The organism is Kitasatospora sp. NPDC056273 (assembly GCF_042268845.1).
Lineage (GTDB): Bacteria > Actinomycetota > Actinomycetes > Streptomycetales > Streptomycetaceae > Kitasatospora.
Window position 1 is genome coordinate 95827 of sequence record NZ_JBHJSJ010000013.1, and the last position, 25826, is coordinate 121652.

Consider the following 25826-nt stretch of genomic DNA (forward strand, 5'->3'; position numbering starts at 1 on the left):
GGGGGTGACGTCGAAGGTGCAGAAGGTGGTGCGGGAGGTGCTGCGGGCGCTACGGAGCTGTCAGTGGACCCAGCCGGTGAAGCCCTGGCCGCCGATGCTGCGCGGGACCCGGCTGCCCGGGTCGGCGACCGGCCGGCGGGCCGGCTCACCGCCCTCCAGGGCACCGGCCAGGGCCCGGACCAGCCAGGCGTTGAGCGAGAGGCCGGCCTCGACGGCGGCCTCCTCCGCCCGGGCCTTGAGGTGGGCGGGCAGCCGGAGGTTGATCCGGGCGGTGCCCGTCTCGTCCGACTCCGGCGACACCGGAGGCACCACCGGTGGCACCACGGGCGGCACGACTGGTGCCACCGGTGCCGGCGGTGGCGCCATATCGCCGTGGAAGGCATCCGATCCGGGCGGCGCCGTCACCACGAACTCCGGGTCGAGTCCGCGCAGGCGCACGTCCACCGAGCCGGGGGCGAGGTCGCGGGTGACTTCTCCCATGGCCGCCGACAGCGCGTTGAGCAGGGTGAGCCGCACGGCCGACTCCAGCGGGAGCGTCAGCCGCTCGGCCAGCGCGCGGGCTTCGTCCCCGCCGGTGGCGGCGGCCACCGCGAGCTCGTTCCGGAGGTTTTCCACATATGGCGTGAGGTCCATGGCCGTAAGCATGGCACAGCGATGGCACCATGTCGAGCATTTATGGCACCACTGTGGCGCCATCACCCGAACGGCGGTGGCGCCAACCCATGCCGGAACACGGAACCGCCCCGCCGACCCCCGGGAACGAGGGGGTCGACGGGGCGGTTCACCAGGGGAAACGCGGACCGCGGGACGGTCAGGCCTGCTGCCAGCCCGCCAGGTAGGCGTCGATCTCCCCGGTCAGCCGGGTCTTGCCCGCCCCGTCCAGGAAGGAGGCCTCGACGGCGTTGCGGGCCAGCCCCGCCACCCCGGCCTCGTCCAGGCCCAGCAGCCGCGCCGCCACCGCGTACTCGGTGTTGAGGTCGGTGCCGAACATCGGCGGGTCGTCGCTGTTGACCGTCACCAGCAGTCCGGCGTCCACCATCCGCTTGATCGGGTGGTCCTCGATCCGCTCCACGGCCCGGGTGGCGATGTTGGAGGTCGGGCAGACCTCCAGCGGGATGCGGTGCTCGCCCAGGTGATCGAGCAGCGCCGGGTCCTTCACCGCCTGGGTGCCGTGCCCGATGCGCTCGGCGCCGAGCATCCGGATCGCGTCCCAGACCGTCTCCGGCCCGGTGGTCTCGCCCGCGTGCGGCACGCTGTGCAGGCCGGCCGCCCGGGCCCGGTCGAAGTACGGCTTGAACTGCGGGCGCGGCACGCCGATCTCCGGGCCGCCCAGGCCGAAGCTGACCAGGCCCTCGGGGCCCAGCTCGGTGGCCAGCCGGGCGGTCTCCTCGGCGGACCGCAGCCCGGCCTCGCCCGGGATGTCGAAGCACCAGCGCAGCACCACGCCGAGCTCCTTCTCGGCGCGCAGCCGGGCGTCCTCGATCGCCTCCATGAAGGCGACCTCGGGGATGCCCCGGCGGACCGAGGAGTACGGGGTGATGGTCAGCTCGGCGTACCGGATGTTCTGCCGGGCCATGTCCTCGGCCACGCCGTAGGTGAGCGCGCGGACGTCCTCGGCGTCCCGGACCAGGTCCACCACGCTGAGGTAGACCTCGATGAAGTGCGCGAAGTCGGTGAAGGTGAAGTACTCGGCGAGCGCCGCCGGGTCGGTCGGCACCTTGGAGTTCCCGGCGTACCGGGCGGCCAGCTCCGCGACGACGCGCGGCGAGGCCGAGCCGACGTGGTGGACGTGCAGCTCCGCCTTGGGCATCCCGGCGATGAACGCCTCGATGCTCCGGTCGGTGGAGCCGATCCGGCTGGTGTGGGGGACGATCCGACTTCCGTCCGGCTGGACCACGGTGGTTCCCTTCTTCCTTCTCCGTGCTTCTACGCGCGTATCGCGAAGTTCGGCCCAGGATAGGCCCACGCCGGGGGCGCCGTCCCCGGATCACCCCCCGAGCGCGACCGCCACGGTGTGGATCAGCAGCCCGGCCAGGGCGCCGACCACGGTGCCGTTGATCCGGATGAACTGGAGGTCGCGGCCGACGTTGGCCTCGATCTTGCGGGAGGCGTCGTCGGCGTCCCAGCCCGCCACCGTCTCGGAGATCAGCGAGGTGATCTCGGTGCGGTAGGTGTCGACCAGGTACTGGGCGGCGTCCTGGAGCCAGCCGTCCACCTTGGCCTGGAGCTTGGGGTCGGTGGCCAGGCGCTCGCCGAAGCGGCGCACGCCGTCGCGGATGCGCCGGCGCAGTTCGCTGTCCTCGTCCTCGGCCGCGCCCATCACCAGGGTGCGCACGGCCGCCCAGGTGGAGTTGATCAGGTCCTGCACCTCGGGGCGGGCCAGCAGTTCGCCCTTGGCCCGCTCGACCCGGGCGATGGTCTCCGGGTCGGTCTGCAGCTCGGTCGCGAAGTCGGCGAGGAAGTTGTCGATCGCGCCGCGGGCCGGGTGGTCCGGGTCGTCCCGGATCTCGGTGACGAACCGCATCAGCTCCTTGTAGACCCGCTCGCCGACCTGGTGGTCGATGAACCTGGGCGTCCAGCCCGGGGTCTTCTGGGTGACCTTCTGGACCACCTCCTCGTGGTTGGTGGTCAGCCAGCCGTGCGCCCGGACGGCGACCAGGTCCACCACCCCGTGGTGCCCGCCGTCCGCGACCACCTTGCCGAGCATCCGGCCCATCGGCTCGGCCACCGAGGTGGCCGCGGCCCGCCTGGTCACCGCCTCGGCGACCACCGCCCGCACGTCGTCGTCGCGGAGCACCGCGAGCAGGCCGCGCAGCGCCGCCGAGGCCTCCTTGGTGACCCGCTCGGCGCTGCCCGGCGCGGCCAGCCACTCCCCCAGCCGGCGGCCGATGCCGAGCGCCGCCAGGCGGCCGCGGACCACGTGGCCGGAGAGGAAGTTCTCGCCGACGAAGTCGCCGAGCGAGCGGCCGAAGGCGTCCTTCTTGGTCGGGATGATCGCGGTGTGCGGGATCGGCAGGCCGAACGGCCGGCGGAACAGCGCGGTCACCGCGAACCAGTCGGCCAGCGCGCCGACCATGCCCGCTTCGGCGGCGGCCGCCACGTACCCGGCCCAGGGGCCGGCGCCGGCCGCCTTGGCCCAGGTGGCCAGGGCGAAGACCAGGGTCGCGAAGGCCAGCAGGCCGGTCGCGATGGTCTTCATCCGGCGGACGCCGCGTCTCTTCTCCTCGTCGGCCGCGGTGAACCGGACTCCGGGGCCGGTCCCGCTGAAGGCATCGTCACTCACCCCGCCAGTCTGCCCGTTGCCCGGCGCGGACGGGGGCGCGCATCGCGATCACGCGCCCCCGGGGGCCTCACATGCCGGGCGAGGAGGGGCCTCACTCCCCGCCCAGCACCATCCGCCGCACCTCCGCGCCCGCCCAGCGCTTCGGGTCCGTGCACCGCCGCCCGTCCAGCAGCACCCTCACCCCCGGCAGGTCCACCGGCGCCAGGTCCCGGTACTCCGGGTGGTCCGCCTGCAGCACCGCCGCCACCACCGGCTCCCCGCCGTACGGCGGCAGCCCGAGCGCCGCCAGCTCCTCCGCCTCGTACAGCGGGTCGCTGACGTACGGCCGCGCGCCCGCCGACCGCACCGCCTCGACCAGCGGGAACACCCCGGAGTACGCCGTCTCCTTGACCCCGCCCCGGTACGAGGCGCCGAGCACCAGCACGCCCTGCCCGGCGATCCCGCCCGGCACCGCGCCCGCCAGCACGCCCACCGCGTACCCCGGCACCGCCAGGTTGGCCTCGCGCGCCGCCCGGACCACCGTCGCCCCCGGGTCGTTCCACAGGTACAGCCGCGGGTACACCGGGATGCAGTGCCCGCCGACCGCGATGCCCGGCCGGTGCAGGTGGCTGTACGGCTGCGAGTTGCAGGCGTCGGCGATCTCCGCGAAGTCCACCCCGACCTCGTCCGCGTAGCGGGCGAACTGGTTGGCCAGCGCGATGTTCACGTCCCGGTACGTCGTCTCGGCGAGCTTGCTGAACTCGGCCGCCTCCACCGAGGCCAGCTCCCAGACGCCGTTGGGCCGGGGCAGGTCGGGGCGCGGGTCGAAGTCCAGCACCGCCCGGTAGAACTCGGCGCCGCGCCGGGTGGAGGACGCGTCCAGACCGCCGACCAGCTTGGGGTAGCGCCGCAGATCCGCGAAGACCCGTCCGGTGCGGACCCGCTCCGGACTGAACACCAGCGCGAAGTCCGTCCCGGCCGCGAGCCCCGACCGGGCCGACAGTCGCGGCGCCCAGCGCTCCCTGGTGGTGCCGACCGGCAGGGTGGTCTCGTAGCTGACCAGGGTGCCCCGGCGCAGCCCGGCCGCGACGGCGTCGGTGGCCGCGTCCAGCAGGGCGAAGTCCGGGCTGCCGTCGGCGGCGGTGACCAGCGGGACGACCACGACGACGGCCTCGGCCCGGGCGACCGCGGCCGTGGTGTCGGTGGTGGCCCGCAGCAGGCCCTCGGCGACGACCCGCTTGAGCGCCTGGTCCAGGCCCGCCTCCCGGGGGAACGGCGGCACGCCCCGGTTGACGCTGTCCACCACGCCCGGCGCGATGTCCGCGCCGGTCACCCGGTGGCCCTTCAGCGCGAACTGCACCGCCAGTGGCAGGCCCAGCTTGCCCAGCCCGATCACGCAGACGTCCAGGCTCATCCCCGTCCTCCGTTCACCGAGTCGGCCAGCCGGCGCCACGCCGGGTTCCTCCGCAGCCCGCGCCGCACCTGCTCCGGGACGAGACCGCGCCACAGCTGCCGCGCCAGGTCCAGCGGCCCGGCGGCCGCCTCGACCTCCGCCACCGCCGCCTCCTCGCGCAGCAGGAACAGCTCGTCCGGCAGACCGAGCCGGGCGTCCCGGAACGCCGGGTAGCCCGCGTACTGCCGCCGTCCGTCCACCACCACCGGCGGATCGCCGTGCGCCGCCTCGTAGCGGACCTGGTCGCGCAGCGCCTCCGGCCGTACCGCGCAGGCGAGTTCGAGCCGCACCCGCTCGGCGACCGGCAGCCGGTGGTACACCTCGCGGGCACCGAACCGCTCGACCAGCCGGGCGGTCTCGACGCACACCCGCTCCTGCATGTCCGCGGTCAGCAGCAGGAAGCCCTCCCGCAGCAGCCGGGGCACGTCCCAGCCGAAGCTGCGGGCCCGGATGGCGTCCAACTCCTCGCCCGGCTCGGCCAGTTCGACGGCCACCTGCTGCAGCGCGGCGATCCCGCGCAGCCGGTCCAGCACCCCGGCCCGCTCGGTGACGTTGCCCCGGTCCTCGCGCAGCACCAGGAAGTAGCAGTCGTAGGAGGCGAGGACGGACACCCTGGCCGCCCGCAGGCAGGCCTCCAGGGTGAACGGCTGGTCCGAGAAGACCTTCAACCCCTCGTCGCGGCGCAGCCCGTGGCGCCGGACGAGGTCGAGCCGGAACAGCTTGGTGTCGGCCAGCGCCCAGGCCAGCGCGGAGTCGGCGAAGCCCACCGACTCGGCGTCGGCGTGGAAGATCCCCTGCGGCACCAGCCGCCCGTTCACCCCGACCTGCTTGGGCACCACCACGTCCGAGCCCCAGGCGTCGGCGGCCGTGACCAGTCGCTCCAGCGCCTCCTCGCCGAGCCAGTCGTCCGCGCCGAGGAACAGCACGTAGCGGCCGCGGGCGAGCTCCAGGCCGCGGTTGGTCGGGCCGGCCGGGCCGCCCGAGTTGGACTGGTGCACCACCGTGAACAGCCCGGGGTGGCGGGCGGCGTACTCGTCCAGCAGCTCCCCGCCGCCGTCCGTGGAGCCGTCGTCCACCGCCACCACCTCCAGCCGCCCCGGCGCCAGGGACTGCCCGACCAGCGAGTCCAGGCAGGCGGTGAGGTACGGCATGGTGTTGTAGACCGCGACCACCACGGTCACGTCGGGTACGGCCATCGGGTGGCGGGCCTCCGGTTCCGGACATCGGCGAGTGATGCCGGGTCAACTCACGGTGGGGGCCGGGGGTCACGACGATCACCCACACCGGTGACGCGGAACAGAACGCACCCCCGACCGTCGCACGGGTGAGCGACGGCCGGGAAGGCGAACCGCGGTCCGGCACCCGTCAGCCGATCGCGACCTCCGCGTACATCCGGGCGATCACGTCCTCGATGGCCGGCTCCCGCACCGACAGGTCCACCAGCGGGTAGCGCGCGGCGACCGCCGCCACGATCGGCGCGGCGCTCTCCTGGGCCGGGAAGGCCAGCCACTGGCGCGGCCCCTCGACCCTGGTGACCCGGGCCCCGGGCACCTCGACCGGGTGCCCGAGTTCCTGCGCGAGGTCCACCACCAGCGTCCGCTCGCTGCGGCCGGTGGCGTGCAGCCCCTCCAGCCCGCCGTCGTACACCAGCCGGCCGTGGTCGATCACCATCACCCGGCCGCAGAGCTGCTCGATGTCGGTCAGGTCGTGGGTGGTGAGCAGCACGGTGGTGCCCCGGTCCCGGTTGACCTCGCGCAGGAACTCCCGCACCCGGCCCTTGCTGACCACGTCCAGGCCGATGGTCGGCTCGTCCAGGTAGAGCACCCGGGGGTCGTGCAGCAGCGCCGCCGCGAGGTCGCCGCGCATCCGCTGGCCGAGCGAGAGCTGGCGCACCGGGGTGTCCAACAGCCCGCCGAGGTCGAGCAGTTCGACGCAGCGGTCGAGGTTCTCGCGGTACCGGGCGTCCGGGATCCGGTAGATCCGGCGGGCGAGCTCGAAGGAGTCGCGCAGCGGCAGGTCCCACCAGAGGGTGGTGCGCTGGCCGAAGACGACGCCGATCCGGCGGGCCAGCGCGACGCGCTCCCGGGCCGGGTCGACCCCGGCCACCCGCAGCCGTCCGGAGCTGGGAACGAGGATGCCGGTGAGCATCTTGATGGTGGTGGACTTGCCGGCCCCGTTGGGCCCGATGTAGCCGACGCACTCGCCGGCCTCGACGGTGAAGCCGAGCCCGTCCACCGCGCGGACCTCGCGCCTGGCCCGGCTGAACCGGCCGGTGCGGGTCCGCACGGTGAAGGTGCGGTGGACGTCCTGCAGTTCGATCAGTGCCATGGGGTTCCTCACGAAGCGAAGCGAAGCGGGGGGTTCAGCTGCCGGTGCCGCGGTAGGCGCGCAGCCCGGCCCGCCAGGCGAGTCCGGCGGCGAGGACGCAGACCGCGGCGGCCACCGGGGAGGCGAACTGGAAGGCGGTGGGCAGGCCGAGCGGGTCGGGCCGGTCGAGGATGCGCAGCGTGGGCAGCCAGTTGACGAAGGCCAGCGGGACGCCGAAGACCACCGCGGCGACCAGCTCCTTGGCGAAGATCGTCGGCGGGTAGTGCAGCAGGGTCGCGCCGCCGTAGGTGAAGGAGTTCTGGATCTCCTTGGACTCGCCCCACCAGAACTGGACGGTGGCGCCGCCGACGTAGACCGCGCCGAAGATGACGGTGCCGCAGAGCAGCAGGACGGGCACCAGCAGCACCCGGTCCCAGGTCCAGTGCACGTCCAGGGCGGTCAGCGACCAGACCAGCACGGCGACGGCCTGGAGCGGGCGGCCGAGCCGGCGCAGCGAGAAGCGCTCCGCGCACAGCTGGGAGAGCGCGGGCGCGGGCCGGATCAGCATGGTGTCCAGCGAGCCGCTCCTGATCCGCGCGCCCAGGCCCTCGGCCGAGCCGACCAGCAGGTTGGCCGTGCCGAGCGAGAAGGCCGCGGTGGCGTAGAGGAAGGCGGTCTCCGGCAGGCTCCAGCCGCCGAGCCGGTCGGTGTGCCGGAACATGATCACCAGCACCACGAAGTCGAGGGAGTGGGTGACCAGGCTGGCCACCAGGTTCAGGGCGAAGGAGGCCCGGTAGGCCATCATCGAACGCATCCACATCCGGGCGCAGAGCCACCAGGAGCGCAGCGCCCAGGCGGTGCGGGGCCCGAGGGGCTCGCGGGGCCCGAAGGAGTCGCGGGGCCCGAGGGGCTCCCGTACGAGCTGCTCAGCCACCCTGCACCACCACCCTGCGGGTGGCCAGCCACTGGGCGCCCCGCCCGGCGGCGAGCAGCACCGCCGCCCAGCCGAGCTGGAAGCCGAGCGCCCCGAGCAGCGCGGCGCCGCCGGTCCGCTCCAGGAAGACGTCGGTGGGGACGTTCACCAGGGCCGACCAGGGCAGCACCCGGCCGAGGTCGCCGAGCCAGCCGGGGAACAGCGCGACCGGCAGCAGCATCCCGGAGAAGAACATCGAGACCACCAGCATCACCGAGCGCACCCCCTCCGAGTCGTGCAGCCAGAAGCCGGTGATCGAGACCAGGAAGCGCAGCCCGAAGCTGACGATCACCGCGAGCAGCGCCGAGAGCAGGAAGAACGCCCAGGTCAGCGGGTGTTCGGGCAGCCGGATGCGGAACACCAGCGCGCCGATCAGCATCGGCACGGTGCCGCGCACCAGCGCCTGGAAGCCGGCCCGGCCGAGGTCGGAGGCCAGCCACCAGCCCTGGAAGTCGACCGGGCGGTAGAGGTCGACGGCGATGTCGCCGCTGCGGAAGCGGTCCTGGAGGTCGTCCTGGAAGCCGCCGCCCCACACCGCGACGGTGACCAGCAGGCTCTGGCTGACCCAGATGTACGTGACGGCCTGGCTCTGGTCGTAGCCGCCGAGGCCGGGGCGGGCCTGCCAGAGGGCGAGGAAGGAGGAGGCCAGGATGATGCCGAAGACGGTGTTGGTGAAGGTGCCGGCCACGGTGGCGGCCCGGTAGGTGGAGTAGCGGCGGAAGGCGCCGCGGGCAACGGCGGCGTAGAGCATATTGTCTCCTTGTCGACAAATGTGGGCAGAGGGAGGCGCCCCTCGACATCCGCGCACGCCCCAGCGGCTCCGACCGGCCGTACCCGGGGGGTGCCGGGCCTGGCGGGCGGAGCTGCGGAAGTCGGTGCGCCGGAAAGCCGGTGCACTGGAAGGCCAGTGCGCCGAAAAGTCGGTGCGCTATGCGGTTTTCACCTTTCACCGTACCTCCGGCCCGCACCACCCGCACCCGGTTTTTCCGACCTGAGCCGACGTCAAATAGCAGATAATCTCGGCATGACCTTGAGCACCCGCCGCCAGGCCAAACGGGCCGCCCGCCGCGAGGCCCGCCGCGCCCTCCCGCTCTGGCGCCGGCTCCTGCCCACCTGGCGGATCACCCTCGGCACCCTCACCGCGCTGCTCCTGCTCGCCGCCGGCGGCTTCGCCGTGCTCTACGTCATCGTCCCGGTGCCCGACCCCAACGCCCACGCCGTCGCCCAGAACAACATCTACCTCTACGCCGACGGCACCACCGAGATCGCCCGCACCGGCGCCGTCAACCGCACCGACGTCACCATCGACCAGATCCCGCTCCCGACCCAGCAGGCCGTCGTCTCCGCCGAGGACCGCACCTTCTACCAGAACCGCGGCATCGACCTGAAGGGCATGCTCCGGGCCGGCTGGAACACCCTGCTCGGCAAGGGCATGCAGGGCGGCTCCACCATCACCCAGCAGTACGTCAAGAACTACTACCTCACCCAGGACCGCACCATCGAGCGCAAGGGCCGCGAACTGCTCATCGCCCTCAAGGTCGACCAGCAGCGCGACAAGCGCGAGATCCTCGCCGGCTACCTCAACAGCAGCTACTTCGGCCGCGGCGCCTACGGCATCCAGAGCGCCGCCCACGCCTACTACGGCGTCGACGTCTCCCAACTCACCCTCGGCCAGGGCGCCTACCTCGCCTCCCTGCTCCAGGCCCCCAGCCTCTACGACGTCAAGACCGCCACCCCCGCCAACCGCGAGAAGGCCGTCGCCCGCTGGAACTACGCCCTCGACGGCATGGTCCAACTCGGCTTCCTCACCCCCGCCGACCGCGCCGCCACCACCTTCCCCGACCCGATCGACCCCCAGCCCGCCACCGGCCTCGCCGGCCAGGCCGGGTACCTGGTCGGCGTCGCCGACGACTACCTCGTCTCCTCCGGCACCATCGACGCCGCCACCCTCAAGGCCGGCGGCTGGCGCATCACCACCACCTTCGACAAGCCCCGGCAGGACGCCTTCGCCAAGGCCGTCCAGGAGCAGCTCACCGGCGAACTCGACCCCCAGGCCCGCCCCACCACCGACACCGACGTCCGGGTCGCCGGCGCCTCCGTCGAACCCGCCACCGGCCGGGTCGTCGCCGTCTACGGCGGCCCCGACTACGCCAAGCAGCCCTACAACGACGCACTGCGCCAGGACAACCAGATCGGCTCCACCTTCAAGCCCATCGACCTCGCCGCCGGCCTGGTCGCCCAGCACGACCTCGACGGCCGCCCGATCACCACCGAGTCCCGCTACGACGGCACCAGCGAACGCCCCGTCACCGGCGGCCCCACCCCCTACGCCCCGCCCAACGAGGACGGCGTCGACTACGGCAACATCACCCTGCGCTACGCCATGGTGAAGTCCGTCAACTCCGTGTACGCCCAGGAGGGCGTGGACGCCGGACTCGCCCGCGTCCGGGAGACCGCCGTCAGACTCGGCATCCCCGACAGCGTCCGCGGCATGGACCCGGCCAACACCTCGATGACCCTCGGCACCGCCACCCCCAGCGCCCTCGACCTGGCCGGCGCCTACGCCACCCTCGCCGACCACGGCCAGGCGCACACCCCCTGGTCCGTCCTCAAACTCGAACGCGTCAACCCCGGCGGCGCCGTCGACGTCCCCAAGATGCCCGAGCACAACCCCACCGACGCCCTCGACCGGGAGATCGCCGACTCCGTCACCGACGTGCTGCGCGACGTCATCAGCCCGCGCGGCACCGGCGCCGCCGCCCTCGACCTCGGCCGCCCCGCCGCCGGCAAGACCGGCACCACCGACTCCAACCTCTCCGCCTGGTTCGCCGGCTACACCCCCGAACTCGCCACCACCGTCGGCCTGTTCCGGGAGAACCCGAAGACCCACGCCAAGGAACCGCTGGCCGGCACCGCCGGACTCAGCCGGATCAACGGCGGCGCCTTCCCCACCCGGATCTGGACCGCCTACACCGCCGCCGCCCTCGACGGCACCCCCACCCAGGACTTCGACCTCCGGACCGGACACGGCGCCACCACCGCCACCCCCTGGCCCGGCGTGTCCGCTGGCAGCAGCCCCAGCGCCACCACCCCGACCACCGCCCCGGCCGCCGGCGGCGAACCCACCACCACCGACCCGGCCCCCGGCACGCCCGCCGGCCACACGCCCAGCGCCCCCGCCGCCACCGGCCAGCCCCCCACCGGCCCCAACACCCCCAGCCCGCAGGCCACCAGGCCGACGACCACCGACCCGGAGCAGCCCAGCCCCACCCCGAAGCCCACCCTGGTCCAGCCGACCCGCCCCACGGCCCTGCCCAGCGCCACCGGCGGCCCCGCGAGCCACCCGGTACCGCCGCCGCCCCCGACGCCCTGAGCCCCCGATCGGCTCCCGGTCAGCCCCTGAGCTCCTTCTCCAGCGGGGTGCGGAACCGCGGCGTCACCCGCACCTCGCCCAGCCAGCCCGCCAACCGCTCCGCCTCCGCCGCGACCGCCCGCTCCACCTCCGCCCCGGCCCCCCGGAACAACCGCCACACCACCTCGCCGTCCGCGCGCTGCGTCCAGCCGCCCACCACCTCGCCGCACCACCACACCGTCGGCCCGGCGTTGCCCGCCCGGTCGAACAGCGCCGACACGTCCTCCGGCCGCAGGTACCAGTCCCGCCCGCGCCAGCCCATCACCGCCGGGTCCAGCGCGGGCAGCAGCGCCGCCCACGGCTCCGGCTCCGCCACCGGCCCCTCGTCCCCCGGCAGCACCAGGGCCGGCGCCCCGTCGGCCAACGCCACGTCCAGCGCCCCGAGATCGGCCAGCGCCCGGCGGACGTCCCCCAGCGTCCAGCCCGTCCACCACTTCACGTCCTCGACCGTCGCCGGCCCGTACGCCGCCAGCCAGCGCCGCACCACCTCGGCCTTCGCCTCCCGCACCGGCACCTCCGGCCACTGCGGCACCAGCGCCCACGGGTAGCTGCTGCTCAGCCACGACCCGCGCGGACGGCAGCGGCGCACGTGCCCGTCCGAGGCCAGCAGCCGCAGCAGCCGGCTGCCCACGCTCTGCCGCGCCTCGTACGCCTTGCCCGCCGACATCAGCATCGTCTCGCGCAACTGCGGTACGTCCTCGGAGAGTTCCTTGGTCGTCGCCTCGCCGCGCCCGGCCAGCGCGGCCAGCACCTCGCGCTCCGCCTCCGCCAGCCGGGCCTCGTCCCAGCCCTCGGCGTGGTCCCGCAGGTGCTTCAGCAACGTCGCCCGCTCCTTCGCCGCGATCGCCCGCGCCGCCGCCGAACTCACGTACGGGGCCAGGCCCTCCGTCACCGCGAAGATCGTCCGCCGCATCGACAGCAGCTTCACCAGCGAGACGTCCTCGTACAGCGCCCGGTCCACCTCCGCCGCCGAGGGCTCGGCCAGCCGCGCGCAGGCCGACAGGTACACCGTGGCCGCGTCCGTCGCGTGCAGCCCGACCACCGCGTCGGCCACGTCCTCCACCCGCGCCGCCCGCACCGACGGCGCCAGCAGCTGACGCCGCCCCAGCCTGGCCCGACGCTCCCCGTCCCCGATCACCGGCACACTCATGCCGGGACCCTAGCGCGCGGCACCGACAACGCCCCCGATCCCCGCGGCGGACCGCCATGTCGCGGACCCCCGCCGCGAAAGCACGGTGCCCCCGACCCGGGTCGGGGGCACCTCAGGGCACGGAGCGGATCAGACCGTCACAGGTACAGCCCGGTCGAGCCCTCCGTGTCGCCGAAGCGGGTGGCGGCGACGGCGTGCAGGTCGCGCTCGCGCAGCAGCACGTAGGTGGCGCCGCGGACCTCGACCTCCAGCTTGTCCTCCGGGTCGTACAGCACCCGGTCGCCGGGCTCCACCGAGCGCACGCTCTGGCCCACCGCGACGGCCTCCGCCCAGGTACAGCGCTTGGACAGCTCCGCCGTGGCCGGGATCAGGATGCCGCCGGTCGAACGGCGCTCGCCCTCGCCGCCCTCGATCCGCACCAGCACGCGGTCGTGCAGCATCCGGATCGGCAGCTTCTCGCCGAGCCGGTCGTGGCGGGCGGGCTCCTGCGCGTCGTCGGAGCGCGTCGGTTCGTGGTTCGTACTCACGGTCCCGAAGGTACCTCCCCCGGGCGCGGGGCGTGACGCTGGCCCGGTATCCGGAAGGCCCGGCAGGCGGAGCGCCGGGCGCGCGGAAGCCCGGGCACGCGAAAGGCCGGGCACCCGTCGCGCCCGGCCCCGCCGTCCCGCTGTGCGCTCAGCCCTTGCGGCGCTTGCGCGCCGAGGCGACCAGCAGCACCAGGCCCACGCCGACCAGCGCGGCCGGGACGATCCGCTCGCGGCGCGGCTGCCCCTTCTCGTCCACGAACTGCGCCCGGACCTTCTCCACCACGCCGCTGGCGGCCACGTACGCCCGGGCGGTCTTCTCCTCGACGGCGGCCACCGCCTTGGCCTTGACCTGGGCGGTCACCGTGCTCGGGTGGACGCGGACGGCCAGCTCGTCCAGGGTCGACGCCAGCCGGTCACGCGTCCGCTCGATGTCCGCCTCGATCTGGGCGGTCGTCCGCGCCGACTTGTCCTGCGTGCTCGCCTCGCCCACTCGGGCCACCCCATTCACTCGCCGATGTTGTTCCATCCGATCCCTGCGATCGGTGCGACTGACCCAGTGTGTCAGCTGCCGCACACGGTCGCGCGGCCCCACCCACCATCGGAGGTAAGTTTGCCGTGGTACGACCGCCCGTCCCAGCATCCAGGAGAGTACGACCGTGAGTGAGCGTCTCCAGCCCGGCGACACCGCGCCCGCCTTCAGCCTGTCCGACGCCGACGGCAACCAGGTGTCCCTCGCCGACCACGCGGGCCGCAAGGTCATCGTCTACTTCTACCCCGCCGCCCTGACGCCCGGCTGCACCAAGCAGGCCTGCGACTTCACCGACAACCTGGAGGTCCTCGCGGACGCCGGCTACGACGTCATCGGCATCTCCCCGGACAAGCCGGAGAAGCTCGGCAAGTTCCGCGAGGCCGAGAACCTCAAGGTCACCCTGCTGTCCGACCCGGACAAGGAGGTGCTGGAGGCGTACGCCGCCTTCGGCGAGAAGCAGAACTACGGCCGCACCTACCTGGGCGTCATCCGCTCCACGATCGTCGTGGACGAGCACGGCAAGGTCGAGCACGCGTTCTACAACGTGCGGGCCACCGGCCACGTCGCCAAGCTGCTGCGCGACCTCAAGGTCGGCGCGTAAGCGTCGGCGCGTAAGCACGGCCGGTACGACGAAGCGGTGGCGGCACACCCCCCGACCGGGTGCACCGCCACCGCCGTCCTCACCTCAGCGGACCGCCCTGATCAGCAGGTCCCGAGGTCGCTCCAGACGCCCCACGAGCCGCTGGCCGCGGGGTCGTCGCCCTTGGTCCACCACTTGTTCTGGTAGTAGTGGCCCTTCCACGAGACCTTGGTGGGCGTCGCGTAGGTGGTGCCGGCGTCCCAGCTCGGGGCGGCCGCGCAGGTGCCCGAGGTCGGGGTCGCGGTCGGCGTCGGCGTCCCGGTCGGGGTGGCCGTCGGCGTGCCGGTCGGCGTGCCCGTGGGGGTCGGCGTCGGGGTGGCCGTCTGCGACGGCGTCGGGGTCGGGGTCGGCGTGCCGCCGTCCACCGCGCCGCGGGTCAGGTCGCCCTTGATCCCGTACAGCGTGCCGCCCACGTTGACCGTCCAGTTCGACGGCGTGGACACCGGCAGGTAGTAGACGAAGTCCATGTCGATCGAGGCGCCCGGCGCCAGCGACTGCCAGCCCGGCAGCTTGACCGACACCCGGTTGTAGGTGCCCTTCAGGCCGCCCACGTTGCCCGGGCCCGGGTTGTCCTGCTTGATGACCTGGAGGCCGAAGCCGGACTGGTCCTTGGCGTTGCCCGGGGCCGAGTTGCCGTAGTCGAACTGGAACTCGGTGCCGCCCGGCAGGGTCAGCGTCGAGTTGTTGACGATGTGCAGCTTCGGGTTGATCGGGTAGTTCGAGTCGCCCAGCGCGAAGTTGGTGAACGACACGTCGATCGGCAGGGTCTGCTGCGGCAGCGCGGTCGTCGCGCGGATCGCGCCGTACGGGGCCGCCGACTTGAACTTGTCGTACATCAGCGAGGTCAGCGTCGAACCGGGCACGTACTCGCCCTTGCCGCCGTTGGCGGCCGCGTCCCACTTGTAGTCGCCCGCGAGCTCCCAGATCATCGCGCCGCCGGCGCCCTGGTTGACGATGTAGTCCGCCTTGGCGCCCACCGACTGCTCGTCCTCGGTGGAGAGGAACACCTTCTTGGCGTCGTTCCACAGCCACGGCGCCACCAGCGCGGAGCTGTAGTTGCGGGTGTAGGTGCCCTGCAGCGCGGTGTCGGAGACGCCGTACTTGGCCAGGTAGTCGGGCAGGATGCCCTTCTCCAGGTTCTTGGCGTGCCACATCGGGTTCGACCCGGCCGGGGACTCCTTGCCCGCGTCGTCCTTGTCGTTCCAGATGTTGTCGATGCCGACCGCGCCGTCACCGCAGGCCGTCAGGCCGGAGCCGGCCGGGCAGGTGGTCGCCGAGGCGGTGCCCCAGAGGCCGTTGGTGCCGCCCTGCACGTTCTTGAAGCCGCGGGTGTAGTACGGCAGGCCGACGTTGATCCGGCCGCCGGGCATCGAGCCGCGGAAGTAGTGGTACGACCAGTCGGCGTTCAGGTAGCCGATGCCGCCGTACTGCCCGGTGCCGTAGACGTTGGCGGCGGCCAGCTCGCCGTCCTTGCCGTCGTCGTACAGCGAGGCGTTCGGGCCCACGTACTTGTTCCAGGCGCCGTGCAGGTCGTACGACATGATGTTGACGTAGTCCAGGTACTTCGCCACCTGGAAGGTCTCCATGCCGCGCAGCAGGTAGCCGGAGGACGGGGCGGCGACCGACAGCAGGTAGTGCCTGCCGTCGGCGGCGCCGGCCTTGTCCAGGCTCTCGCGCAGGGTCTTCATCAGCGCCGCGTAACCCTTGGCCAGCGAACCGCGCTTGGCGTTGGCGAGCTGCCAGTCCAGCGGGTTGCCGGCGTCCTTCATCGAGGTCGGGTACTCGTAGTCGACGTCGACGCCGTTGAAGCCGTACTTGCGGATGAAGTCGACCGAGGAGGCGGCGAAGGTGTCGATGCCGGCCTGGTTGACGCTGCCGTCCGGGTTGACGGTCATCGAGTAGAAGCCGCCGGAGTTGACGCGCTTGCCGTCGTCCCCGAAGTAGCCGCCGGTCTCGGTCCAACCGCCCACCGAGATCAGGGTCTTGACGTTCGGGTACTGCTTCTTGAACTTCGTCAGCAGGTTGAAGTGGCCCTTGTACGGCAGGCTCGGGTCCAGCTCGGCACCGGGGACGCCGGGGAAGGAGATCCCGGTGGCCTCGTTGGTCGGGCCGTCGGTGCCGACCGAGAGCTTGTTGTCGCCGCCGACGTGGCCGAAGGCGTAGTTGAGGTGGGTGACCTTGTCCCAGGGGATGTCGGTCGCCAGGTACGGGGCGTCGCCGTTCTTGCCGGTGCGCCAGCCGGTGAAGTAGCCGATGATGCGGCGCTGGTGGTCCGCGCCCATCTTCTCGCGCCCGCTGGTGTCGTAGACGGAGCAGTACGGGACGTCCACGCCGGGCGTCTGGTACAGGCCGTCGGGCCGACAGGCCGCGTTGTCGACGGCCGCCGACGCCTGCGAGGGCGCCGCACCCAGCGTCGCCATCAGCAGTCCGGCCAACGAGGCCGCCGCGAGCGAGGCCACACCGGCGCGGGCCGCCGGGCTCTTCCGGCGGTGCGCGGCGGTGGGACGCCGCTCCGCCGTGTTTCGGATCAACACTCGGTCCTCCAGGAGAGAGTGTCGGCGCGTGCCTGTGGGGGAGCACGCACGTGGGGGGTTGCAATTGGCGGAGAAGCTATGTGGTCTGAACCACATAGGTCAATAGGTCTGTACCAATTGGTAATCAACAGCCAAACATCACAGGTCGGAAGCGCGCGACATCCAGTCAGCCCCCTGGCTGAAACCCACTCCCGACACCCCCGGGCCGACCCGACGGACCCGGCGCCACCGCCGCCGCGGGGCCCGGACGCGGCACCGGCGGGGCGACGGCGGAAGTCGCTGTCCCCACACTCGGCGAAGCCCTAGACTGGTCGCCATGCGGCCTTGGCGGAATTGGCAGACGCCTGGGTTTTAGGTGCCCATGGGAGAAATCCCGTGAGGGTTCGAGTCCCTCAGGCCGCACTAGCCTTAAATTCGAAGGCCCGCCCCGAGAGTGATCTCGGGGCGGGCCTTCGACGTGTCCGGCGGACGGGGCGTCAGGCGATGAGGTCCTTCACGACCGGGGCGAGGGCGCGGAAGGCCTTGCCGCGGTGGCTGATGGCGTTCTTCTCGTCGGCGGTGAGCTCCGCGCAGGTGCGGGTCTCGCCGAGGGGCTGGAGGATCGGGTCGTAGCCGAAGCCGCCGTCGCCGGCCGGGGCGGTGCGCAGGGTGCCGAGGAGGCGGCCCTCGACGACGCGCTCGGTGCCGTCGGGGAGGGCGAGGGCGGCGGCGCAGAAGAAGTGGGCGCCGCGGTGCGGCTCGGCGATGTCGGAGAGCTGGGCGAGCAGCAGGTCGAGGTTGGCGCGGTCGTCGCCGTGCTTGCCGGACCAGCGCGCGGAGAAGATGCCGGGCGCGCCGTTCAGCACGTCCACGCAGAGGCCGGAGTCGTCGGCGACGGCGGGCAGGCCGGTGGCGCGGGCCAGGGCGTGGGCCTTGAGCAGGGCGTTCTCGGCGAAGGTGACGCCGGTCTCGGGGACGTCCGGGATCTCCGGGTAGGCGTCGGCGCCGACGAGTTCGACGTCCAGGCCGGCGTCCGCCAGGATGGCGCGGAGCTCGGTGACCTTGTGCTGGTTGCGGGTGGCGAGGATCAGGCGGGTGGACATATCGCCCACCCTACCGAGTGGCCGGAGGCGGTCAGCCGGTGCAGAGCGAGGTGAGGTTGCCGGCCGCGTTGCCGAGCGGCTTGAGGTCCGGGACCTCGTTCCTGTCCGCCGCCCGCTGCACGTTCTCGACCTGCTTCTGCAGATCGGTCACGGCCTTGGCGACGTCGGTGTTCTTGGAGTTCTTCCCGACCTGGTCGAGGTCGTTCTTGAGCTTCTGCAGGGCCTTCCCGGCGGCCGCCGAGTCGTTGCTCGCGTTGTCGTACGCCTGGGTGACGTCGGCGAGGTCGCCGGTGATCCTCACGGCGGTGTTGCCGCAGTCGAGCGCCTTCTGGGCGGCGGAGCAGCTCACCATGCTGAGCGGGAGGATCGCGATGAGTCCGGCCACGGCGAGGGCGGCGGGGCGGGCGATGCTCGACGGCATCCGATCCTCCTGGGGGGCGCGGGTTCCGTGGGGTGGGACGCGCGCAGAGGGGTGCGCGGTTCCCGCAGCGGGGGTGCTGCGGGAACCGTACGGTCTCCGGACCCGGCCTGTACAGCAGGCCGACCGTCAGGTCGACCCTTCGGCGGGCCGTTCGCCCCGCGGCCCCACCCGCGGCCCGTACGCGCGTCCGTACCGGTCCGAACGGCCGTCCCCACCCACGGGTTGACCGTCCGTCCGTTCCGCTCCACGGCCGCGGGGCCCTCGCCGGTTCAGCCTTCCAGGGCCTTGCGCTGGATCTCGTCGAGCTCCGCGCAGCCGAGGCTGCCGAGGTCGAGCAGCCGGTCGAGCAGCTCGCGGTCGAACGGGGCGCCCTCGGCGGTGCCCTGGACCTCGACGAAGCGGCCGTCGGAGGTGCAGACGATGTTCATGTCGGTCTCGGCGCGCACGTCCTCCTCGTACTGGAGGTCGAGCATCGGGACGCCGTCGATGATGCCGACGCTGACGGCGCTGACGCCGCCGGTGATCGGCTGGCCCTTGGCGCGCAGCAGCTTCTTGTCGCGGGCCCAGGCGACGGCGTCGACCAGGGCGACGTAGGCGCCGGTGATGGCGGCGGTGCGGGTGCCGCCGTCGGCCTGGAGGACGTCGCAGTCGAGGACGATGGTGTTCTCGGCGAGCGCGCGGTGGTCGACCACGGCGCGCAGCGAGCGGCCGATGAGCCGGCTGATCTCGTGGGTGCGGCCGCCGATGCGGCCCTTGACGGCCTCGCGGTCGCCGCGGGTGTTGGTGGCGCGCGGGAGCATGGAGTACTCGGCGGTGACCCAGCCCTCGCCGCTGCCCTTGCGCCAGCGGGGCACGCCCTCGGTGACGCTGGCGGTGCACAGCACCTTGGTGTCGCCGTAGGAGATGAGGACGGAGCCTTCGGCGTGCTTGCTCCAGCCCCGTTCGATGGTGATCGGGCGGAGCTGGTCGGGGGTGCGGCCGTCGATGCGTGACATAGGCACTGAGCGTAGTCGCTCCGGGGGGCCGCTTCCGGAGGCGAGCCGGAGAGGGCGGGGACGCGCCACGGCCCGCCGTCCCCCTGAGCGGGTCGGCGGGCCGGGCGGGCTGAACCTGGGTGGTTCAGCTCACATCATGTCCTCGATGTCGGCGGCGATCGGGTCGGCGTCGGTGCCGATGACGACCTGGATCGCGGTGCCCATCTTCACGACGCCGTGGGCGCCGGCGGCCTTGAGGGCGGCCTCGTCGACCAGGGAGGCGTCCTTGACCTCGGTGCGCAGGCGGGTGATGCAGCCCTCGACCTCTTCGATGTTGTCGATGCCGCCCAGACCGGCGACGATCTTCTCAGCCTTGCTGGCCATCTGGTTTCTCCCTCTGTCTCGGCCCTTCGGCGGCTCTGCCGGGTGCCGTCCTGCGCTGGTGCTGGGTGTCCCTCGACCGTCGTGCGGTGAGGTGCGTGCCGGTGGCTGACGCGGGTTCGGCCGCGGTCGGCCTGCGAGCGGCGCGACCAGCATCACCCGTGCCGGTCCGGTCCGCCACGTTAGTCCACTTTCGGCCCATTCCGGCGGGCAGGCTCCGGATCGCCGCCCGAGGATGACGATCAGCGGGGCTCGCGCCTCCGGAGTGCGACCTGCGTCAAGTGGTCTACACCAATATATGTGTACTCCGACGAACGCGGGAACGGCCCCGGGTGTTCCCGAGCCCTGCCCGAGGGTCCCGCCGGGCCCCCGGCAGGCAACTGCTCTCGGAGGGCGAAGGATGAGTTCGGCAGGCGCCACGGCCCCGCAGGCCAAACGATGGCACATCTTCTACGGCGGCCTCCAGAAGATGGGCCGCTCCCTGCAGCTCCCGGTGGCGGTGCTCCCCGCCGCGGGCATCCTCAACCGCCTCGGCCAGCCGGACGTGTTCGGCAAGGACGGCCTCGGCTGGGACAACGTCGCGAAGGTCTTCGCCTCCGCCGGCGGCGCGCTGCTCGACTCCTCCTTCGGCCTGCCGCTGCTGTTCTGCATCGGCGTCGCGATCGGCATGGCGAAGAAGGCGGACGGCTCGACGGCGCTCGCCGCCGTGGTCGGCTTCCTGGTGTACTACAAGGTCCTGCACGCCTTCCCGGAGAGCTGCAAGCCGCCGACGGTGCTGGTCAGCGACCAGTGCGTGGACTACAGCTCGGCGAAGGCGGCCGCCGCGACGTTCCAGAACCCGGGGGTGCTCGGCGGCATCCTGATCGGCCTGATGTCGGCCTGGCTGTGGGTGCGGTTCCACCGCACCAAGCTGGTCGACTGGCTCGGCTTCTTCAACGGCCGCCGCCTGGTGCCGATGATCACCGCGCTGGTCGGCATGCTGACCGCCGTGGTGGCGCTCTGGGTCTGGCCGCCGATCGGCCGCGGCCTGAACGACTTCTCGCAGACCCTCTCCGACCTGGGCGCGGGCGGCGCCGGCATCTTCGGCCTGTTCAACCGGGCCCTGCTGCTGATCGGCATGCACCAGCTGCTGAACACCTTCGTCTGGTTCCAGTTCGGGGAGTTCACCAGGCCGGACGGCGCGATCGTGCACGGCGACATCCCGCGCTTCCTGGCGGGCGACCCGACGGCCGGCCAGTTCCAGTCCGGCTTCTTCCCGATCATGATGTTCGCGCTGCCGGCCGCCGCGCTCGCGATCGCGCACTCGGCGAAGCCGCACCGGCGCAAGGAGATCTACGGCCTGATGCTCTCGGTCGGCCTGACCTCCTTCGTGACGGGCGTCACCGAACCGATCGAGTACTCCTTCGCCTACATCGCCCCGGCCCTGTACGCCGTGCACGCGCTGCTGACCGGCGCCTCGATGGCGGTGACCTGGGGGCTCGGGGTGCACGACGGGTTCAGCTTCTCGGCCGGCCTGATCGACTACGTGATCAACTGGGGACTGGCCACCAAACCGTGGCTGATCATCCCGATCGGCCTCTGCTTCGCCGTCGTGTACTACGCGCTCTTCCGGTTCATCATCGTCAAATTCAACCTGAAAACTCCCGGTCGGGAGGACGAGGCCGAGGTCGAGGACGTCACCAAGGCCTGAACACGGGCGTCACCCGAGTTATCCCCGCAAAGGCCTCCGGACCACCGGTCCGGGGGCCTTCGGCATTTCCGAAAGCCCGGCCGACCGGGCCCAACGCGCCTGGCAGGGCCCACCGGAGCACGCTGTGCTTTTGTTGCGCGATTAGCCAAAATCGATTTTGTTGCGCAGTCGGCCAAAATCCCAATCGCGGTCGCTACCATGATCGCCATTCGGTAAGTAGGTTTCGATTTCATAGCGCTTCCCGGCGACACCGCTTTCCGGGGTTCCTCGACTTCTCCACCCGTGCTACAAAACTGGTCTACACCACGTGTGGTGTAGACCAGTTCGCGGTTCGGCCCCTGTGCCTTCCCCCCGACCGACCGCCATGCCGTTAGGAACCCACCCCCATGAGTCAGTCTGCGCAGGCACCGGCGCCCGCCACGGCTCCGGCCTCACCCAGCCCCGTCAAGAAGTTCGGCCAGGACCTCCTCCAGGGTCTGCAGAAGATCGGCCGCAGCCTCCAGCTGCCGGTCGCCGTCCTCCCGGCCGCGGGCATCCTGCTCCGGCTGGGCCAGCCCGACGTCTTCGGCAAGGACGGGCTCGGCTGGGGAAAGGTCGCCGAGGTCTTCGCCACCGCCGGTGACGCCGTCTTCAAGAACCTCGCGCTCCTCTTCTGCGTCGGCGTCGCGATCGGCTTCGCCAAGAAGGCAGACGGCTCCACCGCGCTGGCGGCCCTGGTCGGCTACCTGGTCTTCAAGAACGTGCTGACCGTCTTCCCGATGGACGGCACCGTCACCGAGGCGCTGCCGGCCGGAAAGCCGCAGGACCCGGGTGTCTTCGGCGGCATCATCGTCGGTCTGCTGAGCGCCGTGATCTGGCAGAGGTTCCACCGCACGAAGCTCGTCGACTGGCTCGGCTTCTTCAACGGCCGCCGTCTCGTGCCGATCATCATGGCCTTCGTCGGCACCCTGCTGGGCGTCGTCATGGGCCTGATCTGGGGCCCGATCGGCACCGGCCTGACCAACGCCAGCGACTGGCTGACCGGCCTCGGCTCCGGCGGCGCCGCCATCTACGGTGTCGCCAACCGCGGCCTCATCCCGGTCGGCATGCACCAGTTCCTCAACACCTTCTTCCAGCAGCAGGTCGGCAGCTTCACCGACGCCTCCGGCCACACCTGGACCGGCGACATCCCGCGCTTCTTCCACGGCGACCCGACCGCCGGCCAGTTCATGTCCGGCTTCTTCCCGATCATGATGTTCGGCCTGCCGGCCGCCGCCCTCGCGATCGCCCACACCGCGCGCCCCGAGCGCCGCAAGGCCGTCCTCGGCCTGATGATCTCGCTCGCGCTGACCAGCTTCGTGACCGGTGTCACCGAGCCGATCGAGTTCTCGTTCATGTTCATCGCCCCGGTGCTCTACCTGATCCACGCGGTGCTCACCGGCGTCTCGATGGCCGTGACCTGGGGCCTGGGCGTGCACGACGGCTTCGGCTTCTCCGCCGGTCTGATCGACTACGCGCTCAACTGGAACCTGGCCACCAAGCCGTGGCTGATCATCCCGATCGGCCTGGTCTTCGCCGCGATCTACTACTTCGCGTTCCGCTTCGCCATCGTCAAGTTCAACATCAAGACCCCCGGTCGCGAGGACGACGACGAGATCGAGGACGTCACCAAGGCCTGACGCCCGCGTCACCGCCCGCTCCCAAGGCCCCGTCCCGCCGCTGCTCCCCCCGCGGCGGGACGGGGCCTTCGGCGTACCCGGGCGCGCCCACGCGGCTCCGGCGGCTCCCCGACCGGACTCCCGCCGGACTCCGCCGGACTCCGGCGGGCTCCGGCGGGCTCCGGCGGGCGGAAACGACGGTTGACGAACCGCCGGACGCCCTGGTCAACTGAAGCGGTGAACGCCTCGTGCCCGCTGGTCACCCGCAGCCACATCGACTTCGGTCGCGTGTGGTCCGCGGCGTGTCGCGGCTGAGCTGACCGTTCCCCCACCGCCGCCCGGCTGACGTCCCGCCCGGCGCCGGTCCTCCCTCCCCCGCCCGTACGGGCTCCGCCCGCGGGCCGCCACCGCGCTCCGGCGCGCCCCCGCGCACCCGTGTCCCCGTACGGGTGCGCCGGTGCCCGCACGCGTCCGCACGAGGAAGCCAGGCTCACCATGCCCCGCCAGTTGCACCTGTCCGCAGCCCTCGACAGCCCCGGCCGTCTCGACGCCGGGCACTACACCGCCCTCGCCCGCCTCGCCGAGCGGGCCACCCTGGACTTCGTCACCCTCGACGACTCCTTCGCCGCCGAGCCGAGCCGCCCCGACGCGCTCGCCGCCCTCGCCCGGACCGCCCCGCTGACCGGCCGGGTCGGGCTGGTGCCGACCGTCACCACCACCCACACCGAGCCCTTCCACACCTCGATCTCGGTCAACACCCTGGACTGGGTGAGCGAGGGCCGGGCCGGCTGGCTGGTCGGCGTCTCCACGACCGAGGCCGAGGCGCGGGCCTTCGGCCGCCGCCCCGTCGCCGCCGAGGACGAGCTGTGGGCCGAGGCCGCCGACGCCGTCGAGGTGGCCGCCCGGCTCTGGGACAGCTGGGAGGACGACGCGGAGATCCGCGACACCGCCACCGGACGGTTCATCGACCGCGACAAGCTGCACTACATCGACTTCGAGGGCCCGCGCTTCTCCGTCCGCGGCCCGTCCATCACCCCGCGCCCGCCGCAGGGCCGCCCGGTGGTCGTGGTGCCCGTCGCCGCCGCCGACCTCGCGCCGGACGCCTCCCCGGGCGGGCGGGCCCGGGTCGACGCCGCGATCCGGCACGCCGACGTCGTCCTACTCGACGCCCCCGACCGGGCCACCCGGCTGACCGCCGCCACCGAACTGCGGCTGCGGGCCGGCGAGAACCTGCGCGTCCTCGCCCGGCTCGACACCGACCTGTCCGCCCTGCCCGACCGGGCCGCCGACGAGCGGCTGCTCGCCGAGCTCACCGCACCCGGCACCGGCGTCGACGGCTTCCACCTCTCCCCCGCCGACCCGTCGCGCGACCTCGCCGCGCTGGCCGACCGGATCGCCCCCGCCCTGCGCGCCGCCGGACTGCTGCGCACCGGGTACACCGGCCGCACCCTGCGCGACCACCTCGGCCTGGCCCGCCCGGCCAGCCGCTACGCCGCCCGCCCCGCCGACGGCTCCCCTGCCTCCCCCGCCTCCACCGCCGCTCCCGCCCTCGCCGAGGTGACCCGATGACGGACCGACCGCTCAAGCAGATCCACCTCGCCGCGCACTTCCCCGGCGTCAACAACACCACGGTGTGGAGCGACCCGGCCGCCGGCAGCCACATCGAGTTCTCCTCCTTCCGCCACCTCGCGCAGACCGCCGAGCGCGGGAAGTTCGACTTCTTCTTCCTCGCCGAGGGCCTGCGGCTGCGCGAGACCAAGGGCCTCATCCACGACCTCGACGTGGTCGGCCGCCCCGAGTCGATCACCGTGCTGAACGCGCTGGCCGCCGTCACCGAACGGCTCGGCCTGGCCGCCACCGTCAACGCGACCTTCAACGAGCCGTACGAACTGGCCCGCCGCTTCGCCTCGTTGGACCACCTCTCCGGCGGCCGCGCGGCCTGGAACGTGGTCACCTCCTCGGACGCCTTCACCGGGGAGAACTTCCGCCGCGGCGGGTACCTGGACCGCGCCGACCGCTACATCCGGGCCGCCGAATCCGTCCAGCTGGCACGGAAGTTCTGGGACGCCGGGGAGGAGCCAGTCCGGCACTCCGGCCCGCAGTTCGAGGTCGAGGGCAGGCTCTCGCTGCCGCGGCCGCCGCAGGGCCACCCGGTGGTGATCCAGGCCGGGGACTCCGACGAGGGGCGCGAGTTCGCGGCCGCCGCCGCCGACGTGGTCTTCTCCCGGCACTCCACCCTCGCCGACGGCCAGGCCTTCCACGCCGACGTCAAGCGCCGGCTCGCGGCGTACGGCCGCAAGCCGGACGAGCTGAAGATCATGCCCGGGGTCACCTTCGTCCTCGGCGACACCGACGCCGAGGCGGACGAACGGGCCCGGGAGATCCGCCGGGCCCAGGTGAGCCCGCAGACCGCGATCGCCTTCCTGGAGCAGGTCTGGGGCGTCGACCTGTCCGACCACGACCCGGACGGACCGCTGCCGGCCGTCGACCCCGACCCGGACAGCGGCCTGGTCCAGGGCCGGGTCCGGCACGCCGACCCGGTGGCCGTCGCCGAACGGTGGCGGGCGGTGGCCGCGGAGAAGAAGCTGACCAGCCGCGAACTGGTGATCGAACTGACCGGCCGGCAGTCCTTCATCGGAGCGCCCGCCACCGTCGCCGCCGAGATCGACCGCTTCGTGCAGAGCGACGCGGCCGACGGCTTCATCCTCGTCCCGCACCTCACCCCGGGCGGTCTGGACGAGTTCGTCGACCGCGTGGTCCCGCTGCTCCAGGAGCGCGGGGTCTTCCGCACCGACTACACCGGCCCCACCCTGCGGGACCACCTCGGGCTGCCCGTCCCCGGCCTGCGCTAGCC

At 72.7% G+C, this 25826-nt stretch carries 22 protein-coding genes and 1 tRNA gene; 7 read left to right on the forward strand and 16 right to left on the reverse strand.

Features of this window, described 5'->3' with window-relative positions:
* Positions 1–60 precede the first annotated feature (60 nt).
* The 8 genes from ACFCY1_RS14475 to ACFCY1_RS14510 all read right to left on the reverse strand — a co-directional run bounded on the left by ACFCY1_RS14475 (position 61) and on the right by ACFCY1_RS14510 (position 8746).
* Positions 61–633 (reverse strand): toxin-antitoxin system HicB family antitoxin, encoded by a 573-nt coding sequence (locus tag ACFCY1_RS14475; protein ID WP_375874751.1) that lies wholly within the window; start codon positions 631–633, stop codon positions 61–63.
* A 178-nt stretch (positions 634–811) separates the two neighbouring features.
* The gene (locus ACFCY1_RS14480) at positions 812–1852 is read right to left on the reverse strand and encodes an adenosine deaminase (RefSeq protein ID WP_375874793.1); all 1041 of its coding nucleotides are present in this window, start codon (positions 1850–1852) and stop codon (positions 812–814) included.
* Positions 1853–1987: 135 nt separating this feature from the next.
* Positions 1988–3283: a DUF445 domain-containing protein gene (locus ACFCY1_RS14485; RefSeq protein WP_259316613.1), complete on the reverse strand. Its 1296-nt coding sequence runs from the start codon at positions 3281–3283 to the stop codon at positions 1988–1990.
* A 91-nt stretch (positions 3284–3374) separates the two neighbouring features.
* Positions 3375–4676: a nucleotide sugar dehydrogenase gene (locus tag ACFCY1_RS14490; protein ID WP_375874752.1), complete on the reverse strand. Its 1302-nt coding sequence runs from the start codon at positions 4674–4676 to the stop codon at positions 3375–3377.
* A complete protein-coding gene (locus ACFCY1_RS14495; protein ID WP_053111993.1) occupies positions 4673–5911 on the reverse strand; it encodes a glycosyltransferase in 1239 nt (412 codons plus the stop codon). Before ACFCY1_RS14495 ends, ACFCY1_RS14490 begins: the two co-directional genes overlap by 4 nt.
* Positions 5912–6080: 169 nt before the next feature.
* On the reverse strand, positions 6081–7043 hold the full coding sequence (locus tag ACFCY1_RS14500) for an ATP-binding cassette domain-containing protein (protein WP_049650304.1): 963 nt from the start codon (positions 7041–7043) through the stop codon (positions 6081–6083).
* A 34-nt stretch (positions 7044–7077) separates the two neighbouring features.
* On the reverse strand, positions 7078–7956 hold the full coding sequence (locus ACFCY1_RS14505; RefSeq protein ID WP_375874753.1) for an ABC transporter permease: 879 nt from the start codon (positions 7954–7956) through the stop codon (positions 7078–7080).
* Positions 7949–8746, reverse strand: a complete 798-nt coding sequence (locus tag ACFCY1_RS14510; RefSeq protein WP_074005053.1) for an ABC-2 family transporter protein — start codon at positions 8744–8746, stop codon at positions 7949–7951. The genes ACFCY1_RS14505 and ACFCY1_RS14510 overlap by 8 nt, the downstream gene beginning before the upstream one ends.
* Before the next feature lie 273 nt (positions 8747–9019).
* On the opposite strand from ACFCY1_RS14510, the gene ACFCY1_RS14515 reads away from it, so the two are divergent.
* On the forward strand, positions 9020–11368 hold the full coding sequence (locus ACFCY1_RS14515; RefSeq protein WP_375874754.1) for a transglycosylase domain-containing protein: 2349 nt from the start codon (positions 9020–9022) through the stop codon (positions 11366–11368).
* 19 nt (positions 11369–11387) lie between these two features.
* Here the strand turns inward: ACFCY1_RS14515 and ACFCY1_RS14520 are convergent, their stop codons facing one another.
* The 3 genes from ACFCY1_RS14520 to ACFCY1_RS14530 form a co-directional block, all read right to left on the reverse strand.
* Complete coding sequence (locus ACFCY1_RS14520) at positions 11388–12557, reverse strand: winged helix DNA-binding domain-containing protein (protein WP_375874755.1); 1170 nt, start codon at positions 12555–12557, stop codon at positions 11388–11390.
* 137 nt (positions 12558–12694) lie between these two features.
* The gene (locus ACFCY1_RS14525) at positions 12695–12997 is read right to left on the reverse strand and encodes a co-chaperone GroES (protein WP_049655715.1); all 303 of its coding nucleotides are present in this window, start codon (positions 12995–12997) and stop codon (positions 12695–12697) included.
* Positions 12998–13232: 235 nt separating this feature from the next.
* On the reverse strand, positions 13233–13574 hold the full coding sequence (locus tag ACFCY1_RS14530; protein ID WP_049655697.1) for a DUF3618 domain-containing protein: 342 nt from the start codon (positions 13572–13574) through the stop codon (positions 13233–13235).
* Between the two features lie 166 nt (positions 13575–13740).
* Here ACFCY1_RS14530 and bcp point away from each other — a divergent pair, with 166 nt between their 5' ends.
* Positions 13741–14214 (forward strand): thioredoxin-dependent thiol peroxidase, encoded by a 474-nt coding sequence (gene bcp, locus ACFCY1_RS14535; protein WP_049655699.1) that lies wholly within the window; start codon positions 13741–13743, stop codon positions 14212–14214.
* 101 nt (positions 14215–14315) lie between these two features.
* Here the strand turns inward: bcp and ACFCY1_RS14540 are convergent, their stop codons facing one another.
* Positions 14316–16673, reverse strand: a complete 2358-nt coding sequence (locus ACFCY1_RS14540; protein ID WP_375874794.1) for a chitinase C-terminal domain-containing protein — start codon at positions 16671–16673, stop codon at positions 14316–14318.
* A 432-nt stretch (positions 16674–17105) separates the two neighbouring features.
* Between ACFCY1_RS14540 and ACFCY1_RS14545 the strand changes: the two genes are divergently transcribed.
* A tRNA-Leu gene (locus tag ACFCY1_RS14545) sits at positions 17106–17189 on the forward strand.
* Between the two features lie 74 nt (positions 17190–17263).
* Here the strand turns inward: ACFCY1_RS14545 and rdgB are convergent.
* The 4 genes from rdgB to ACFCY1_RS14565 form a co-directional block, all read right to left on the reverse strand.
* Positions 17264–17869, reverse strand: coding sequence for an RdgB/HAM1 family non-canonical purine NTP pyrophosphatase (rdgB, locus tag ACFCY1_RS14550; RefSeq protein ID WP_074005051.1), 606 nt, complete (start codon positions 17867–17869; stop codon positions 17264–17266).
* A gap of 31 nt (positions 17870–17900) precedes the next feature.
* Positions 17901–18290, reverse strand: coding sequence for a hypothetical protein (locus ACFCY1_RS14555; protein WP_049655703.1), 390 nt, complete (start codon positions 18288–18290; stop codon positions 17901–17903).
* Positions 18291–18559: 269 nt separating this feature from the next.
* Positions 18560–19285 (reverse strand): ribonuclease PH, encoded by a 726-nt coding sequence (gene rph, locus ACFCY1_RS14560; RefSeq protein ID WP_049655704.1) that lies wholly within the window; start codon positions 19283–19285, stop codon positions 18560–18562.
* A gap of 129 nt (positions 19286–19414) precedes the next feature.
* Positions 19415–19648, reverse strand: a complete 234-nt coding sequence (locus ACFCY1_RS14565; RefSeq protein ID WP_030060521.1) for a glucose PTS transporter subunit EIIB — start codon at positions 19646–19648, stop codon at positions 19415–19417.
* Positions 19649–20045: 397 nt separating this feature from the next.
* Between ACFCY1_RS14565 and ACFCY1_RS14570 the strand changes: the two genes are divergently transcribed.
* From ACFCY1_RS14570 to ACFCY1_RS14585, 4 genes are all read left to right on the forward strand, one after another.
* Positions 20046–21335: a PTS transporter subunit EIIC gene (locus ACFCY1_RS14570; RefSeq protein ID WP_049655706.1), complete on the forward strand. Its 1290-nt coding sequence runs from the start codon at positions 20046–20048 to the stop codon at positions 21333–21335.
* A 386-nt stretch (positions 21336–21721) separates the two neighbouring features.
* Positions 21722–22993 carry a PTS transporter subunit EIIC gene (locus tag ACFCY1_RS14575; RefSeq protein WP_375874756.1) on the forward strand — a complete coding sequence of 424 codons (1272 nt, stop codon included), beginning with the start codon at positions 21722–21724 and terminating at the stop codon, positions 22991–22993.
* Between the two features lie 474 nt (positions 22994–23467).
* Positions 23468–24541 carry an LLM class flavin-dependent oxidoreductase gene (locus tag ACFCY1_RS14580; RefSeq protein WP_375874757.1) on the forward strand — a complete coding sequence of 358 codons (1074 nt, stop codon included), beginning with the start codon at positions 23468–23470 and terminating at the stop codon, positions 24539–24541.
* The gene (locus ACFCY1_RS14585; protein ID WP_375874758.1) at positions 24538–25824 is read left to right on the forward strand and encodes an LLM class flavin-dependent oxidoreductase; all 1287 of its coding nucleotides are present in this window, start codon (positions 24538–24540) and stop codon (positions 25822–25824) included. Before ACFCY1_RS14580 ends, ACFCY1_RS14585 begins: the two co-directional genes overlap by 4 nt.
* Positions 25825–25826: the final 2 nt, after the last annotated feature.